The organism is Rahnella sp. 2050, assembly GCF_040544515.1.
Taxonomy (GTDB): domain Bacteria; phylum Pseudomonadota; class Gammaproteobacteria; order Enterobacterales; family Enterobacteriaceae; genus Rahnella; species Rahnella aceris.
This window is the reverse complement of the sequence record NZ_JBEPKE010000004.1, coordinates 56,392-72,559: the sequence shown is the minus strand read 5'-3', so window position 1 is coordinate 72,559 and position 16,168 is coordinate 56,392. Positions and strand designations below refer to the sequence as shown.

Here is a 16,168-nt window from a genome sequence, read left to right as displayed (position 1 = left end):
ATCCGACCAGCGTCAAGGTGGGGATTTAGAAATTGCGACGTTGCAGAGTTATCCGAGAAGCCACACACTGACACCACGCATTTAAGCCTCTTATAAGGACGACAGAATGGCGACTACCCGATGCAACTGGGTTTCGAAAGAACCGATTTACCTCGAGTATCACGATAAAGAATGGGGCGTGCCGGTTAAAGATGGCCGCGAATTGTTTGAAATGTTGTGTCTGGAAGGCCAGCAGGCCGGTCTGTCGTGGATCACCGTGCTGAGAAAACGCGAAAACTATCGCCAGAATTTTCATCACTTCGACCCGGTGCGCATTGCGAAAATGACCGATGACGACGTGGAGCGGCTGGTGCTCGACGCCGGGATCATCCGCCATCGTGGCAAAATCAAAGCCATTATCGGCAACGCACAGGCGTATCTGGCGATGCAGGCCGGTGGCGAAGACTTCTCTGAATTCATCTGGAATTTTGTTGGCGGCCAACCGGTCATCAATAATCCGCTTGGCCCGGAAGGGGTTCCGGCGACCACCGCAGTATCCGATGCCATGTCCAAGGCGCTGAAAAAGAAAGGCTTTAAGTTTACCGGTTCGACAATTTGTTATGCCTTTATGCAGGCAGCCGGGCTGGTGAACGATCATCAGTCATATTGCTTCTGCCATCCGGCGAATCAGCCGTCATGATCCGTGCAGCGCGGCCCGCCGACACCGAAGCCATTCTGATGCTCTGGCTGCGCAGTTCTTTGCTTTCACATGCGTTCATCGCCGAATCCTACTGGATTGAAAGCCTGCAAATGGTCAGAGAAGATTTTCTGCCCAAAGCCAGAACCTGGGTCGATTGCGACGAAGATGATCAGGTTTGCGGATTTATCAGCGTGATGAATCAGCAGTTTATCGGTGCGCTGTTTGTAGAAGCCTCACACTACGGCGATGGCACCGCGCAGCGTCTGATGGCGGCGGCAAAGGAGGAATATCCGGTGCTGCTGCTGGAGGTTTACCAACAAAATGATCGCGCCGTCTCGTTCTATCGCAAGGAAAATTTTGAGATAACCGCGAACACCCGCCATCCCGGCACGGATATGCCAACGTACATTCTGCGCTGGCATCATCCCCTTTCTGAATAAGTTCCAAAAATCCGTAAAAATACAAAAACGGATATCCGGAATTCTCCTACTGCTTAACGTGCCGAAATTGCGCATAAAGAGCGCCAGAACGCCGCAGGACTGATGTCCTCCCGTTGCATTTGTTTATGTTTTGACACCTTTTTCTGTGCAACTTCTCAGAAAGCGCGAAGTCATAATGCAGCGGTTAAGTTCTGAATAATAAACATCCTGAAGGAAATAAGATGAGCAAAAGATTAGTTGTGGTTGCGGGCGTACTTTGCGCCACCCTGGGCCTGTCGGCCTGTACCACTAACCCTTACACCGGCGAATCAGAAGCAGGGAAATCCGGCATTGGCGCAGGTCTTGGGGCCGCGCTCGGCGCAGGCGTCGGTATGCTGTCTTCCTCTAAACACGACCGCGGCAAAGGCGCGCTGATCGGTGCCGCAGCCGGGGCCGCACTGGGCGGCGGTGCAGGTTATTACATGGATGTGCAGGAAGCTAAACTGCGCGACAAAATGAAAGGTACCGGCGTCAGCGTGACCCGTCAGGGCGATAACATCGTGCTGAATATGCCGAACAACGTCACCTTCGACACCAACAGCAGCACGCTGAAACCGGCAGGCGCTAACACGCTGACCGGCGTGGCGATGGTACTGAAAGAGTATCCGAAAACTGCCGTTAACGTGATCGGTTACACCGACAGCACCGGCACCCGCGCGCTCAACATGAAACTGTCGCAGCAACGTGCTGACGGCGTGGGCAGTGCGCTGATTACACAAGGTGTTGAAGGCAGCCGCGTACACACCACCGGCGCCGGCCCGGATAATCCGATTGCCAGCAACAGCACCGAAGCCGGGAAAGCGCAAAACCGTCGTGTAGAAATCACGCTAAGTCCGTTGCAGTAAACTCTGAATATCCTTATTCATCACGGGGCCTTATGGCCCCGTTTTGTCTGGCATGTGATATTCTCCCGCAATGTGTCTCCTCAACGGCGTTACGGGTGTCAGTATGTCTCTGAAAGCTATCGCGAAAGATCTCGGTATTTCCGTGACCACCGTCAGCCGCGCGCTGAACGGTTACGATGACGTTTCAGCAGAGACCAAAGCCCGTGTTCAGGCGGCGGCAAATGTGCGCGGTTACCGCCCCAACACCCTCGCCCGCCGGTTGAAAATGGGCAAGATCGACGCCGTTGGCCTCATTTTTCCCTTCACTTCCCACCCTTTAAGTAATTCTGCTTTTATCGAAATGGTCGGTTGTATCACCCGTGAACTGGCCAAACATGAAATCGACCTGTTACTGGTGCCGGATGAACTGGGCACCTTTTCGTGGCGGCGTCTGATTGAAAGCAAACGCGTCGATGCCATGCTGGTGGCGCATACGCTCGATAACGACCCTCGCCTGCTGGATTTGCAGCAACGCAATTTCCCGTTTCTGGCACTGGGCCGCAGCGGTTGCCTGACGCAGGATTATGCCTGGTTTGATTTCGATAACCGCGCCGGTATGCAAATGGCGGTCGATCATCTCGCCGCACTCGGCCATCAGCGCATCGCGTTTCTTGGCGAAAATAATCAGCAATCGTTTATCGGACAGCGTTATCAGGGGTATCTCGACGGGTTGCAGGTCAACGCCCTGCCGGAAAACCCGGACTACATGCATAAAATCAGCCCAAGCCGTCGCGCCGGTTATCAGACCACGCAGGCATTGCTGGCGCTACCGGTACCGCCAACGGCGATTGTCTGCGACTGTAATATGCACGGCGAAGGCGCAGCACTGGCGTTACATGAAGCCGGTTTACTGCTCAGTGGCGGTATATCACTCATCATTTTTGACGGATTACCCCGTGACAGCGTGCCGGATGTGGCGGTGACCGCCGTCCGCCAGGGCACCCGCGAAGCGGTCGGTTTGCAAATCGCCACCATGACAATGTCGCTGATCCGCAACGAGCCACTGAAAGATTTACAGGTTCTCTGGCAGCCTGAACTGCAGGCGGGCGTTACCGCACATCCACCACGCTGATACTTCCCCTTTCGGTTATTTTTCCACCCTATATCACAAATCTGACGATTTACATTTCCCATCCGAAACGTTTCGGATCAATAGTTACTCCACCTGATCGCGTCTTATCAGCGCAAATCTTTGTTTGGAGCAGCGACTATATGGAAAACCAGATTGTTCATTTAACCGGCGGGAATACCAGCCTGATCGTGCGTTGCATGCCTTACGCCGAAATTCTTTACTGGGGAAACCGCCTCAGCCAGTTTTCAGCGAATGACATTATTTCGCTGAGCCGCGCGGTGCCCAATGGCCGGATTGATGTCGAAGCGCCGGTGAATGTCAGTGCCGACTCAGGGCGCGGTTCATTCGGCACACCGGGCATGGAAGGCCATCGCGACGGGCTGGACTGGTCGCCGGTATTCAATACCACGCAGGTAAAGCATGATGAAAACCAGCTCACCATTACCACCGAAGACCCGATCGCCGGACTGCAATTTCGCAGCGAGTTACGCCTCGATGACATCGGCGTTTTACAGGCACGTAACAGCCTGACCAACCTCAAACCCGGCACGTATCAGGTGACGCGACTGGCCGTGACGCTGCCGCTGCCGGAACGTGCCGCCGAAGTGATGGCCTTTCATGGCCGCTGGATCAAAGAATTCCAGCCGCACCGCACACGGCTGGATCACGGCGGCATCATTCAGGAAAACCGTCGCGGCAAAACCTCTTCCGAATATTTTCCGGCGATGATGATCGGTCATCCGGGTTTCAGCGAAGAACAGGGCGAAGTCTGGGGAATGCATCTGGGGTGGAGCGGCAACCACAGGCTGCGCGCCGACATCAAAATCGACGGCCGCCGTCTGATGCAAGCCGAAGCGTTGTATCTCCCCGGTGAGCAACGACTCGGGCAAGGCGAAACTCTGGAAACGCCCTGGCTGTATGCTAGTTATTCCGCCAGCGGCCTGAACCGCATGAGTCAGCAATTCCACCAGTTTGTGCGTGAACAGATTTTGCGCTTCCCGGCTGAGAAACCGCGTCCGGTACATCTCAATACCTGGGAAGGGATTTATTTCGATCACGATCCTGACTACATCATGCAGATGGCGACCGAATCCGCCGCGTTAGGCGTGGAACGCTTCATTATCGACGACGGCTGGTTCCGTGGCCGCGACCATGACCGCGCCGCACTCGGTGACTGGTATCTCGACGAGAAGAAATACCCGAACGGCCTGAAACCGGTGATCGACCATGTAAAAAAACTCGGTATGGAATTTGGCATCTGGGTCGAGCCGGAAATGATTAACCCGGATTCCGATTTATACCGCGCCCACCCTGACTGGCTGCTGGCGTTGCCGGGCTATCAGCAACCGAGCGGACGTCACCAGTTCGTGCTCGATCTGAACAATCCGCAGGTCTTTGATTATCTGCTGGAACGCATGAGCTGGCTGCTTGGCGAGCACGACGTCGATTATGTGAAATGGGACATGAACCGTGAAATTGTCCAGCCCGGCCATGAAGGTCGCGCGGCACTGACGTCACAAACGCAGCAGTTTTACCGCCTGCTCGACGCGCTGGGCGAACGGTTCCCGCAGATTGAGTTTGAATCCTGCGCGTCCGGCGGGGGTCGCATTGACTTCGAGGTGCTCAAACGCAGCCACCGTTTCTGGACATCCGACAATAACGACGCGCTGGAGCGGCAGAAAATTCAGCGCGGCATGAGCTATTTCTTCCCGCCGGAAGTGATGGGGTCGCACATCGGCAACAAGCTGTGCCATGCCACCTCACGCCAGCACAGCATTGAATTTCGCGGCCTGACGGCGCTGTTCGGTCACATGGGGATTGAGCTGGATCCGGTGAAAGAAGGCGATACCGAACGCGCCGGTTTTGCGAAATACACCCGCCTTCATCAACAACTTCGCCCGTTATTACACAGCGGCGACGTTTACCGCGTGGATACACACGACGAGACGGTGCTGATCAATGGCGTGGTCAGTGAAAGCGCCGATCGCGCGGTATTCCTGGTCAGCCAACTGGCGATGCCCACCTGGTCGTTACCCGGTGTGTTGCGGGTGCCGGGGCTAAGATCTGATGCGCGTTATCGCGTGACGGTGCTGGATGAACCGCCATTGCTGGCGGGTGGCGGCAGCGGTCACACCATGCGCGTACAACCGGCGTGGCTGCATGAATCTCCGGTATTGAGCGGCGAATGGCTGGCAAATGCCGGGCTGGCACTGCCGGTGTTGGATCCGGAAAGTGCCCTGCTGCTGGGCTTCGAAGAAATCAGATAACAACAAAAAACGCCGGTACGACAGTGCCGGTTTTCATGGTTTCGGCAAGGAAATCACTATGAACTCTACACAAACCTCCGATCGTTGCTTCTACAAAAACAATACTAATTTCTGGATATTTGGCAGCTATTTCTTCCTGTATTTCTTCATCATGGCGACCTGTTATCCGTTTTTACCGATCTGGCTTTCTGACGTGATCGGCCTGAGTAAGACGGAAACCGGTATCGTGTTCTCCAGCATGTCGTTGTTTGCCATTCTGTTTCAGCCGATTTTCGGCATCATTTCAGACAAGCTCGGCCTGAAGAAGCATCTTCTGTGGGTCATCGCCGTACTGCTGTTCCTGTTTGCGCCGTTCTTCATTTACGTCTTCGCGCCGTTGTTAAAACTGAATATTGTGCTCGGTGCCATTCTCGGCGGCGCCTATATCGGTTTCGTGTTCGCGGGCGGTTCGGGCGCGACTGAGGCGTATATCGAAAGAGTGAGCCGCAACAGTTCGTTTGAATACGGTAAGGCGCGGATGTTCGGCTGTTTCGGCTGGGGGATTTGCGCCTCGACGGCGGGTGTGCTGTTTAATATCAACCCGGATATCGTGTTCTGGATGGGTTCCGGGGCCGCAATCATTTTGATGATTTTGCTGCTGATTGCCCGTCCACAGGAAAACAAAAACGCACAGGTTTTGGATAAACTCGGTGCCAATCAGCCGCAATTCTCGCTGAAAACGGCGGCTTTATTACTGAAAGAGCGCAAACTGTGGATGCTGATTTTGTATGTCATCGGCGTGGCCTGTGTGTATGACGTGTTCGATCAGCAGTTCGCGACGTTCTTCAAAACTTTCTTCGCGTCGCCACAGCAGGGCACGGAAATGTTCGGCTACGTCACCACCGCCGGTGAGTTGTGTAACGCACTGATTATGTTCTGTTCTCCGTGGATCATTAACCGCATCGGCGCGAAAAACACCTTGCTGCTGGCAGGCACGATTATGTCGATCCGCATTGTCGGTTCGTCATTTGCCACCACGGCGGTTGAAGTGATTTTGCTGAAGATGCTGCACGCGCTGGAAGTACCGTTCCTGCTGGTTGGCGTGTTCAAATACATCACGCAGATTTTTGATGTCCGGTTCTCGGCGACCATTTATCTGATCGGGTTTAACTTTGCCAAACAACTGGCGGCGATTTTCCTTTCGGCCTTCGCGGGCAGTTTGTATGACCGTATCGGATTCAGTGATACTTATCTGATCCTCGGCGGTATTGCCTTTGGCGTGACGATCATTTCCGCGTTTACCCTGAGCAGCAGGCCGAAGCCTGAAGCGGTTTCCGGGGTGCAAACGGCAGAAGGTTTGCGCTGACTTGCGGATGCAGTCTTTCAGCACTCTGTGCTAGTCTCCGTGGGATGAGCAAGAAGGGAGAAAGGCTGTGAGCAAAAAACAGGAACCGGGCGCTGCGGTTCGCGCCACGATACGTGACGTCGCCAGTGCCGCCAAAACCGGTAAAACCAGCGTTTCACGTTATCTCAACGGTGAACAACACCTGCTGTCCGATTCGCTGAAAGAGCGCATCGGACGGGCTATCTCCCTGCTCGATTATCAGCCCAGCCAGATGGCACGTAGCCTGAAAAGCGGGCAAACGCGGCTAATCGGGCTGATCCTCGCTGATATCACCAACCCGTATTCTGTCGATGTGATGCGTGGCGTTGAAGCCGCCTGCCGTCAGGAAGGGTTGACGCTGCTGGTGTGTAACACCAATAACGAGCTGGATCAGGAAAAGCATTACCTGCAATTACTCAGCAGTTATCGCGTCGATGGCATTGTGGTGAATGCCGTCGGGATGCGCGAGGCGGCGATTTCTACGCTGCAACAGGCCAATTTACCCATGGTGCTGATTGACCGTAAAGTGGCGAATTTCGCCTGCGACGTGATCGGACTTAACAACGTGGAAGCCACTCAGATGATGACCGGTCATCTTCTGGAGCAGGGGTTCGAAGCCCTGCTTTTCATCAGCGAACCCGCCAATATAAATACCCGCTTTGACCGCTTACACGCCTTTCTGAAATGCATGCAGCAATCTCCGCAGTATATTGCCGAACAGGGTGAAATTGAGCTGAGTAATACCGGAGGGCTGGATAATCTGCTGAAGGACTTTGTGGCACGGCACGCGGATAAACACAAAGCGGTGATGTGTGTGAACGGCGCACTGACGCTACAGGTTGCACGCGCTATGCAGCGGCTGAATCTGCGCTGGGGGCCGGACATCGGTTTATCCGGCTTTGACGAACTGGTGTGGGCAGAACTGGCGGGCGTCGGCATTACGACGCTGAAGCAGCCGACTTACGACATGGGCGTGGTGGCGCTCAGACAACTGGTGACCCGCATTCAGGGCAATACTGAGCCAGTTAAAGACCTGGAGTTTTCCGGCGAACTCATTGCGCGCGGTTCTACAGCAGCGCGCTGATCCCTCTTCTTCCCCCTGAACCTGCCCGTTCTTCGTGAGCGGGATCATATTTTTGCACTTTTGTCCTGTCGATTGGAACCGGTTCCAATTAGGTTGTATAAAACGAAACAAAACGTTAACAACGGCTCGACCTGTCATTTGTTCCACTAAAATAAGGTTTCGGAAATGATTGCCTGCGCCAGATTACAGGGCGCTTTCACAGGATAAGTATTCATGAAAAGAGAAATCGTCATTGTTACCGCAGCCTACGGCAACAGCGTGGTAAAAGCCCGCGGCGGCCAGGCGGAGCTGCTTTCAGTGATTGCTGATGCTAAGGCCGACGGTGTGGAAATTCGTCGCGAATTGTTCACTGCCGGAGAACTGGATTCGTTGCCAGCGCTGGCAGAAAAAATTAAAAGTCATGGATTGTTTGCGGTGTATTCCGTGCCGTTTCCGCTGTTTTCAGCCGGTGGCAAGCTTAATTCTGATGCATCACAATATTTTGAAGAGGCGCGCATTCTCAATGCCCGCACCATTAAGTTTTCTCTCGGCGAATTTATGCCGGGCCAGGATCTGACCCCGCTGAAGGTTGTGCTGGCGTCAAGCCCGGTGAAGCTGGTGGTTGAGAATGACCAGTCGCCGGATTGCGGCATTCTTTCACGCATTAACGCTTTTATGTTTGCTGCTGAGTCGCTGCATCTGCCGTTAAGCATGACGTTCGACATGGCCAACTGGCTGTGGGTCGGACAGGATCCGGCCGTGGCCGCTGAGCGTCTGGCGCGTCATGTGGGTTATGTGCATGTCAAAGCTGCACAAAAACGTAGCGGAAAATGGCATGCCGTCGCGCTCGATGACAGCGATGGCAGTTGGGAACCTTTATTGAAAAGCCTGCCTCAGGATGTGCCACGCGGTATCGAATTCCCGCTTGAAGGTGATGATCTGACCGCGGTGACGCGCCATTACGTAGAACTGTTACGTCAGTAAGCGCCGTCGGGACCGTGCTGATGCACTATCAGGAGAAACAGTTATGAACCAGTCCAGGATCGCCACCCGCCGCTGGTGGTACATCATGCCGATCGTGTTCATCACTTACAGTCTGGCGTATGTCGACCGCTCGAACTTCAGTTTTGCCTCAGCGGCCGGTATCAACAACGATTTGGGCATTACCAAAGGGATGTCGTCCCTGTTGGGTGCACTGTTTTTTTTGGGCTATTTCTTCTTCCAGATCCCCGGCACGATTTACGCCGAACGCCGCAGTGTTAAGAAACTGATTTTCTGGTGTTTATTGCTTTGGGGGGGATTCGCCTCTTTAACCGGCGTGGTAACCAACATTCCGATGCTGGCAGTGATCCGCTTCGCCCTCGGCGTGGTGGAAGCTGCCGTGATGCCCGCCATGCTGGTGTATATCAGCAACTGGTTCACCAAATCCGAGCGTTCCCGTGCTAACACCTTTCTGATCCTCGGCAATCCGGTGACAGTGTTGTGGATGTCGGTGCTTTCCGGCTATCTGATCAAATCCTTTGGCTGGCGCGAGATGTTTATCTTCGAAGGCATTCCGGCGGTGATCTGGGCGGTTATCTGGTGGTTTACCGTCAAAGATAAACCTGAACAAGTCAGCTGGCTGAGCGACCAGGAGAAACAGGCGCTGGCCGCACAACTGGAAAAAGAGCAGAAAGACATTCAGGCGGTGGGCGGTTACCGGGAAGCCTTCCGCTCGCGCAATGTGGTGCTGCTTTGCCTGCAATATTTCTTCTGGAGCATTGGCGTGTATGGCTTTGTGCTCTGGCTGCCGTCGATTTTGCGCGACGGCAAATCAATGGGCATGGTCGAAGCGGGCTGGTTATCTTCCGCCCCTTATCTGGCCGCCACTATCGCCATGATCCTGGTGTCCTGGGCATCGGACAAAATGCAAAACCGTAAGTTGTTTGTCTGGCCGTTATTGCTGGTGGCCGCGCTGGCGTTCTTTGGTTCATGGGCCGCTGGCACAAACAATTTCTGGCTTTCGTACAGTTTACTGGTGGTTGCGGCTGCGGCAATGTATGCCCCGTACGGGCCGTTCTTCGCCATTATTCCTGAAATGCTGCCCAAAAATGTGTCCGGTGGCGCGATGGCTTTGATTAACAGCCTCGGCGCACTGGGCTCATTCTTTGGCTCCTGGTTTGTCGGCTATCTCAACGGCAATACGGGCAGTCCGGCAGCCTCATTTATTTTCATGGCCGTGTCGTTACTGGTTTCCGCAGGTTTAACCCTGCTGGTGAGACCGCGAAAGGCCAACATTCAGCCGAAAGAAGTTTCCTTAACCCAAGGGAGTAAGTCATGAAGCCGTCTATCGTTTTATATAAAAAATTACCCGCCGACCTGCATCAGCGTCTTGAAGAGCATTTCACCATCACTGAATTTGATGGCATTACGGATAAGAACCGTGCTCAGGTGTTTGATGCGCTGCAAAACGCCGAAGGGTTACTGGGTTCCGGCGGGAAAATTGATAAAGAACTTTTCGACCATGCACCGCGCCTGCGTGCGGTTTCTACCATTTCCGTCGGTTATGATAATTTCGATGTGGCAGAACTGACCCGCCGCGAAATCCCGATGATGCATACTCCGACGGCGCTGACCGATACCGTCGCTGACACGGTGATGGCACTGGTGCTCTCTACCGCCCGCCGCGTGGTAAATGTGGCCGAGCGCGTAAAAGCCGGTGAATGGAATGAAAACATTGGCGAAGACTGGTTCGGCATTGATGTTCACCATAAAACCATGGGCATCGTCGGCATGGGCCGTATCGGTCTGGCGCTGGCGCAACGTGCGCATTTCGGTTTCGACATGCCGATTTTGTACAATGCACGCAGCCAGCATAAAGAAGCGGAAGAGAAGTTTGGCGCGCGTAAATGCGAGCTGGATGAGCTGCTGAAAGAGTCTGATTTCGTCTGTATCTTGCTGCCAATGACCGAACAAACCTTCCATCTGATCGGTAAGGAAGAGCTGGCGAAGATGAAATCCAGCGCGATTTTGATCAGCGCAGGTCGTGGCCCGGTTATCGATGAACCAGCCCTGATCGAAGCGCTGAAAGCCGGTACGATTTATGGTGCCGGTATGGACGTGTTCGAGACTGAGCCGCTGCCAAAAGATTCTCCGCTGCTGAGCCTGCCAAACGTGGTGGCACTGCCGCATATCGGTTCCGCAACGCATGAAACCCGCTACGATATGGCGGCCTGCGCAGTGGATAACCTGATCGCCGCACTCAGGGGTGACGTGAAACAGTTCTGCGTGAACCCGGAAGTTCTGAAGAAGTAAGATAAAGAATGGGCGAGACCGGTCCGGGCGCAATCCTGCGGCCGGTCTCCCGATTATTTTCGAAGGGTCAGAGGTATTTCATTAATATCTCTCTGATTTTCCCGTCAGCTTTTCTTGCATATATTTCCTTGTTAAACGCATGAAGACTGCTTTTCAGCGCCAGCGTCGGGGCATCGTCGGGTGCCAGAAGCTTAAAGGAAAGGCTGCCAGTAAAGGCTTTTCTTCCGGCGACCATCGACTTAAATTTGTTGAGCAATTCTTCGCCCCCCAGTTCACGGGCACGGGTCTTCAATCCTTTAATAAGAGGGTCTTTCCAGGTTTGCTTGTCGTAATAAGGTAACCGCTTTTTCAGTGACAAATAATCGGAAAGGCTTTGATCGCCCGACATCATGCCAGTCTTGCTGATACTGGTCAGATTTTTAAACGTCGTGCCGGGAATGGTTTGGGTAATAACGATATGTACTTTTTTCTTTCCCGTACCGCGGGAGAAGCCGTGGCACTGGAATATATTTTCGTCTTGCATGGTTGAATAGTGACATTCAGAAAACAAATCATTATAAATTGACCCTGATAAGGAACCTTTGAGGTTTTTCAGTAATCGTTCAATACTCCCTTTTTCCCTGCACACCAGGACATAAGCTGAATTATTCAGCAAGCCACTGTCTTCTATCAATGAATTAATAATAAAAATCTGAGCACAGGTTGTCACGGTATCAGAACTTAAATAGGCAAGATATAAGCTACAATTTGCCGGCATCGATAAGTTATAACCGTCCAGTAATTTAATGATTTCCTGTTTTGCTGATTTTTGTATATTGATAACTTCCTGCTCAGGCATGGGTAAATAACCCATCGATTTCTTAGCGAATCCAAGGCTCTGGACAATGATGTTTTCGAAGCACAGACTCAACAGGGCAGCTTTATAATCACGATCAGATGAAGCCGCACCTCGGGTGACATCCATTTCATCAATGAGAATAACGGTGTTGCATGTGATTATGTCCAGCTGATAGAAAAAATCAGCCAGCACTGTCGATAATACATCGGGAGACAGGAGACTGTAGGGCGTCACAATAATTACCGGGTCATCATAATCCAATTTTTTACCCGGACTGAACACTTCCTTTCCCTGCATATTAATATGTCTTGTTTTGGCATTCACCGTAATTAATGCCCCCTCAGCCTGGGTGCTCCGCGCGATGTCTTTTATTTTCTTTCCCAGCGCATGGTCTCCTCCGCCTGCCGTGAAAATATTCAGTATAAGTATGCTTCTTTTCATTTTATCAACCTGATATATATATTCTTAAACATAATTATGCCAAGAAAGAAAAAATATCATAAGCCGTTTTTTATTACTCTGTCATTAAGCATAAAGGGTTCCGTTCAGGGATATTCGAAAAATACATTGAATGATTTTCCGTATTCATCTTTTTTAATACTTCTCCACGCCAAAACCCGCTGGTCCGATTGCACTGCCTTGCTGCAGGCGTTATGGTGGGTATCACATTTCGATAACATACAAAGCTTTCTATGACGTTTTCTGCTTTCGGTGACAAATTTACCCGTTTTTCAGGCATCACACGCCTGATGGGCGACATGAATGACGGTTTACGCACGCCTAGCGCGGTGATGCTCGGCGGCGGTAATCCGGCGCAAATTCCTGAGATGCAGGATTATTTCCAGACGCTGCTGGCGGAAATGCTCGCCGCAGGCAAGCTGACCGAAGCGCTGTGCAATTACGACGGGCCGCAGGGCAAAGATGTGTTGCGTCATGCGCTGGCAGACATGTTACAGAAAGAACTCGGCTGGCAGCTTGACGCGCAAAACATCGCACTGACCAACGGCAGCCAGAGCGCCTTCTTCTATTTGTTCAACCTGTTCGCCGGACGCCGTGCCGACGGTAGTATGTCAAAAGTATTATTCCCGCTGGCACCGGAATATCTCGGTTATGCCGATGCCGGTCTGGACGAAAATCTGTTTGTTTCAGCCAAGCCGAACATCGAATTACTGCCGGAAGGCCAGTTCAAATATCACGTCGATTTCGATCATCTGAATATCACCGATGATATCGGCCTGATCTGCGTGTCACGCCCGACCAACCCGACCGGTAACGTCATTACTGACGAAGAACTGATCCGCCTCGATGCGCTGGCACAGCAGAAAGATATTCCGTTATTAATCGATAACGCCTATGGCGTGCCGTTCCCGGGCATCGTATTCACTGACGCCACACCACTGTGGAATCCGAATATTATCCTGTGCATGAGCTTGTCGAAACTCGGCCTGCCGGGTTCCCGCTGTGGCATCGTGATTGCTGATGAAAAAATCATCAAAGCGATCAGTAATATGAACGGGATTATCAGTCTGTCGCCGGGCAGTGTCGGCCCTGCGATTGCCCATGAAATGATTGTCCGTGGCGATTTGCTGCGCCTTTCCGAAGAAGTGATCAAACCGTTCTATTTCCAGCGCGTGCAGGAAACTATCGCCACGCTGCGCCGTTATCTGCCGGAAGAACGTTGCCTGATCCACAAACCGGAAGGGGCGATTTTCCTGTGGCTGTGGTTCAGGGATTTACCGATCACCACCGAAGTGCTGTATCTGCGCCTGAAACAACGTGGGGTACTTATGGTACCGGGCGATTACTTCTTCCCGGGTCTCGAGCATCCGTGGCCACACACCCATCAGTGCATGCGGATGAATTACGTGCCTGATGCGGAACAGATCGAGCGCGGCGTGAAAATTCTGGCAGAAGAAGTAGAAAAAGCCCACGCTGAAGGCTGATTTTTCACAATAAAGTGACCAGGAGGAATGATATTCTTTCGGGTCACTTTATCAATCTAAGGACCCTTACTCATGAGTAGAAAACAATCTTATTCTCAATGACATCATAAAGTTATTTATATCTCCCTCAACGCATCCAGATACACATTCATTCAAAAAAATCAATTCATTTTATATATAGATATACATCACTTTATATTTTTTACAGTTAAACAAAAAAAATAAAATTATTTATCAAAGAAATAAAAACCCAGTCAAGAGTTTTAGTATTTTACATAATCAATTAAATGGGGATTTTATTATCACTGGCGTATTTTTATGCAATATGTATTTTTTGATTTAAAAAATAGGTGAGAAAATGATTAACAGATTACGTCAATATATTAATAAAACAAACGGTACATACAGTTTTTTTAATCAGGTGACGTACATACAGCAAAACAAATGGGTAGCTAACAACCCCCGAAATCTTGGTGGAGCATGGTTAGGAAGTCATAGAGACTCAGAAAGTAAACAAATTCAGTACGGATTACGTGGAGCCTGTTATGGCCTCTCTGCGGCATATTTAATTACTGGTAGAGATTGGAGTAGTTTCAAATGTTTCATCAATACCTCCGCATCGCATCGATTGATATTAGGAATAATGAATATTCAGGAACAGAACTCTGCGTTGGCATATAAACAAGCTAAATTAAAAGCACAAAAAAGTTTATTTGATAATTTTCACCGCAAAGAGCATTCCCCCAAGGTAAACTACATGCGTACTCAAGACGCATACCATCTGATAATGAAGAATGAGGGGAGGTTGATCTGCTTAAAAACGTCAACTCTGCCGCAGGCCAGTACTACCGCTGCAAGAATCGAAGGGCTGGTAAAATCGTTAAGGCAAGACAGCTTATATGAAATAGGTATTTATGAGGGTTGCAAGGGAGGCCATTCCATCGCTATCAGAACAGATGGGAACATGATTAAACTCTTTGATGCAAATATAGGTGAAATATCTTACGACTACAACACAAAACAGATCATGCATTTTGTGGAAGCACTTTGTATAGTATTTGATGGGTGTTACAAGAACTACAACCGAATCACAGTAGACGAATATTATCGTTAAGTTACATCACTCTAAATACATGCTTACCTCATCACTAAGAGCTTCAATTACGGAAAACGCTTTGAAAGACTTGAACAAAATAAATACACCTCGTTTTACTTACTGATTAAGATAATATATACCTCATCACATCCTGCTTTATGTTCCCCCGCATCGGGGGAACATAAACAGATCACGTTTATTCGGACTGATTTTCCAGCGCCGGTTTTTCAGTACCAATCGCAATTTTTTGCGGTTGCAATGCTTCCGGTACATCACGAACCAGATTGATATGCAGCAAGCCATGCGTAAATTCAGCCGCCGAGACGTGCATATGCTCTGCCAGCGTGAAGCTCAGGGTGAAAGGCTTAATCACCAGCCCCTGATGCAAATATTCCACTTTAGTTTCCGGCTGAGCCGGTGTGCCGCTGACCGTTAATCGCGGCCCTTCGACTTCAATATTCAGTTCGCTTTGCTGGAAACCGGCCAGCGCCAGTGAAATGCGGTAATGGTTGTCATCAGACTTTTCAATATTGTAAGGAGGAAAAGCCTGATCGGCGCCTTGCATTGAACTGGCTAATTTATCGAAACCAATCCACTGACGCAGTAATGGGGAAATATCATAATTACGCATAATGTAACTCCTTCTTTGAAGCGAGATGATTAATGTCGTCACCCTTTTTGGATGTGACAGTACAGCTCCCTGACGGCGAGCCTAAACTTTTTCATTTCGTGGCGGTCAACAACGATGATGGTCGCTGAATTAACGGATCTCGATACGCCGTGGTTTGGACGACTCAGGAACGACGCGTTCCAGATCGATATACAGCAAACCGTTCGACAAATTGGCCGCTTTTATCTGAATATGTTCAGCCAGCTGGAATTTGCGCTCGAAATTACGTTCCGCGATGCCCTGATATAAATAGGTTCGCTCAGTATCGCCAGGTGCATGCGCGCCTTTGACCAGCAGCATGTTGTCATGCGCAGTGATGTCCAGCTCAGATTCGGCAAAACCTGCGACCGCGATAGCAATCCGGTAATGATTTTCGTCAACCAACTCGACATTATAAGGGGGGTAGCCGCCGCCCTGATTCTGACCCGATTCGATAAGATTAAATAAACGGTCAAAACCAATGGCAGAACGGTATAGCGGGGATAAATCAAAATTACGCATTGCTACTTCTCCTGATATT

General features: G+C 51.1%; 15 protein-coding genes. 12 read left to right on the top strand and 3 right to left on the bottom strand.

Translation table 11 applies throughout. The features are described 5' to 3' along the window. Positions 1-106: 106 nt before the first annotated feature. The 10 genes from ABIC79_RS16430 to ghrB all read left to right on the top strand — a co-directional run bounded on the left by ABIC79_RS16430 (position 107) and on the right by ghrB (position 11,101). Positions 107-679 (top strand): DNA-3-methyladenine glycosylase I, encoded by a 573-nt coding sequence (locus ABIC79_RS16430; RefSeq protein WP_037033862.1) that lies wholly within the window; start codon positions 107-109, stop codon positions 677-679. Further along, entirely contained in the window at positions 676-1,119 is a 444-nt protein-coding gene (locus ABIC79_RS16425; RefSeq protein ID WP_013573373.1) for an N-acetyltransferase, read from the top strand. The genes ABIC79_RS16430 and ABIC79_RS16425 overlap by 4 nt, the downstream gene beginning before the upstream one ends. A gap of 221 nt (positions 1,120-1,340) precedes the next feature. Next, on the top strand, positions 1,341-2,003 hold the full coding sequence (locus ABIC79_RS16420) for an OmpA family lipoprotein (protein ID WP_037033864.1): 663 nt from the start codon (positions 1,341-1,343) through the stop codon (positions 2,001-2,003). Positions 2,004-2,106: 103 nt separating this feature from the next. Continuing rightward, complete coding sequence (locus tag ABIC79_RS16415; protein WP_014411432.1) at positions 2,107-3,114, top strand: LacI family DNA-binding transcriptional regulator; 1,008 nt, start codon at positions 2,107-2,109, stop codon at positions 3,112-3,114. A 140-nt stretch (positions 3,115-3,254) separates the two neighbouring features. Beyond that, positions 3,255-5,381 (top strand): alpha-galactosidase, encoded by a 2,127-nt coding sequence (locus tag ABIC79_RS16410; protein ID WP_119261060.1) that lies wholly within the window; start codon positions 3,255-3,257, stop codon positions 5,379-5,381. A gap of 58 nt (positions 5,382-5,439) precedes the next feature. Next, positions 5,440-6,726 carry an MFS transporter gene (locus ABIC79_RS16405; protein ID WP_013573369.1) on the top strand — a complete coding sequence of 429 codons (1,287 nt, stop codon included), beginning with the start codon at positions 5,440-5,442 and terminating at the stop codon, positions 6,724-6,726. A gap of 67 nt (positions 6,727-6,793) precedes the next feature. Next, complete coding sequence (locus tag ABIC79_RS16400; protein WP_354567839.1) at positions 6,794-7,828, top strand: LacI family DNA-binding transcriptional regulator; 1,035 nt, start codon at positions 6,794-6,796, stop codon at positions 7,826-7,828. A 213-nt stretch (positions 7,829-8,041) separates the two neighbouring features. Continuing rightward, a complete protein-coding gene (locus ABIC79_RS16395) occupies positions 8,042-8,791 on the top strand; it encodes a sugar phosphate isomerase/epimerase family protein (protein WP_037033869.1) in 750 nt (249 codons plus the stop codon). 43 nt (positions 8,792-8,834) lie between these two features. Further along, positions 8,835-10,127 (top strand): MFS transporter, encoded by a 1,293-nt coding sequence (locus ABIC79_RS16390; RefSeq protein WP_112152000.1) that lies wholly within the window; start codon positions 8,835-8,837, stop codon positions 10,125-10,127. Continuing rightward, on the top strand, positions 10,124-11,101 hold the full coding sequence (gene ghrB, locus ABIC79_RS16385; RefSeq protein ID WP_013573365.1) for a glyoxylate/hydroxypyruvate reductase GhrB: 978 nt from the start codon (positions 10,124-10,126) through the stop codon (positions 11,099-11,101). Before ABIC79_RS16390 ends, ghrB begins: the two co-directional genes overlap by 4 nt. A gap of 67 nt (positions 11,102-11,168) precedes the next feature. On the opposite strand, the gene ABIC79_RS16380 is transcribed toward ghrB, so the two are convergent. After that, on the bottom strand, positions 11,169-12,380 hold the full coding sequence (locus tag ABIC79_RS16380) for a hypothetical protein (protein WP_126124554.1): 1,212 nt from the start codon (positions 12,378-12,380) through the stop codon (positions 11,169-11,171). A gap of 251 nt (positions 12,381-12,631) precedes the next feature. On the opposite strand from ABIC79_RS16380, the gene ABIC79_RS16375 reads away from it, so the two are divergent. Then, entirely contained in the window at positions 12,632-13,882 is a 1,251-nt protein-coding gene (locus ABIC79_RS16375; protein ID WP_354567836.1) for a valine--pyruvate transaminase, read from the top strand. 358 nt (positions 13,883-14,240) lie between these two features. After that, positions 14,241-14,996, top strand: a complete 756-nt coding sequence (locus tag ABIC79_RS16370) for a YopT-type cysteine protease domain-containing protein (RefSeq protein WP_121020035.1) — start codon at positions 14,241-14,243, stop codon at positions 14,994-14,996. Between the two features lie 178 nt (positions 14,997-15,174). Here the strand turns inward: ABIC79_RS16370 and ibpB are convergent, their stop codons facing one another. Both ibpB and ibpA read right to left on the bottom strand, forming a co-directional pair. Next, a complete protein-coding gene (gene ibpB / locus ABIC79_RS16365; RefSeq protein WP_112152005.1) occupies positions 15,175-15,609 on the bottom strand; it encodes a small heat shock chaperone IbpB in 435 nt (144 codons plus the stop codon). A gap of 129 nt (positions 15,610-15,738) precedes the next feature. Continuing rightward, positions 15,739-16,149 (bottom strand): small heat shock chaperone IbpA, encoded by a 411-nt coding sequence (gene ibpA, locus ABIC79_RS16360; protein WP_013573359.1) that lies wholly within the window; start codon positions 16,147-16,149, stop codon positions 15,739-15,741. Positions 16,150-16,168 lie beyond the last annotated feature (19 nt).

Coding starts and splice junctions, on each gene's coding strand:
- ABIC79_RS16425 (WP_013573373.1), top strand. CDS start 676: ATGATCCGTGCAGCGCGGCCCGCCGACACCGAAGCCATTCTGATGCTC.
- ABIC79_RS16420 (WP_037033864.1), top strand. CDS start 1,341: ATGAGCAAAAGATTAGTTGTGGTTGCGGGCGTACTTTGCGCCACCCTG.
- ABIC79_RS16390 (WP_112152000.1), top strand. CDS start 8,835: ATGAACCAGTCCAGGATCGCCACCCGCCGCTGGTGGTACATCATGCCG.
- ibpB (WP_112152005.1), bottom strand. CDS start 15,609: ATGCGTAATTATGATATTTCCCCATTACTGCGTCAGTGGATTGGTTTC.
- ABIC79_RS16430 (WP_037033862.1), top strand. CDS start 107: ATGGCGACTACCCGATGCAACTGGGTTTCGAAAGAACCGATTTACCTC.
- ghrB (WP_013573365.1), top strand. CDS start 10,124: ATGAAGCCGTCTATCGTTTTATATAAAAAATTACCCGCCGACCTGCAT.
- ibpA (WP_013573359.1), bottom strand. CDS start 16,149: ATGCGTAATTTTGATTTATCCCCGCTATACCGTTCTGCCATTGGTTTT.
- ABIC79_RS16375 (WP_354567836.1), top strand. CDS start 12,632: ATGACGTTTTCTGCTTTCGGTGACAAATTTACCCGTTTTTCAGGCATC.
- ABIC79_RS16405 (WP_013573369.1), top strand. CDS start 5,440: ATGAACTCTACACAAACCTCCGATCGTTGCTTCTACAAAAACAATACT.
- ABIC79_RS16370 (WP_121020035.1), top strand. CDS start 14,241: ATGATTAACAGATTACGTCAATATATTAATAAAACAAACGGTACATAC.
- ABIC79_RS16410 (WP_119261060.1), top strand. CDS start 3,255: ATGGAAAACCAGATTGTTCATTTAACCGGCGGGAATACCAGCCTGATC.
- ABIC79_RS16415 (WP_014411432.1), top strand. CDS start 2,107: ATGTCTCTGAAAGCTATCGCGAAAGATCTCGGTATTTCCGTGACCACC.
- ABIC79_RS16395 (WP_037033869.1), top strand. CDS start 8,042: ATGAAAAGAGAAATCGTCATTGTTACCGCAGCCTACGGCAACAGCGTG.
- ABIC79_RS16380 (WP_126124554.1), bottom strand. CDS start 12,380: ATGAAAAGAAGCATACTTATACTGAATATTTTCACGGCAGGCGGAGGA.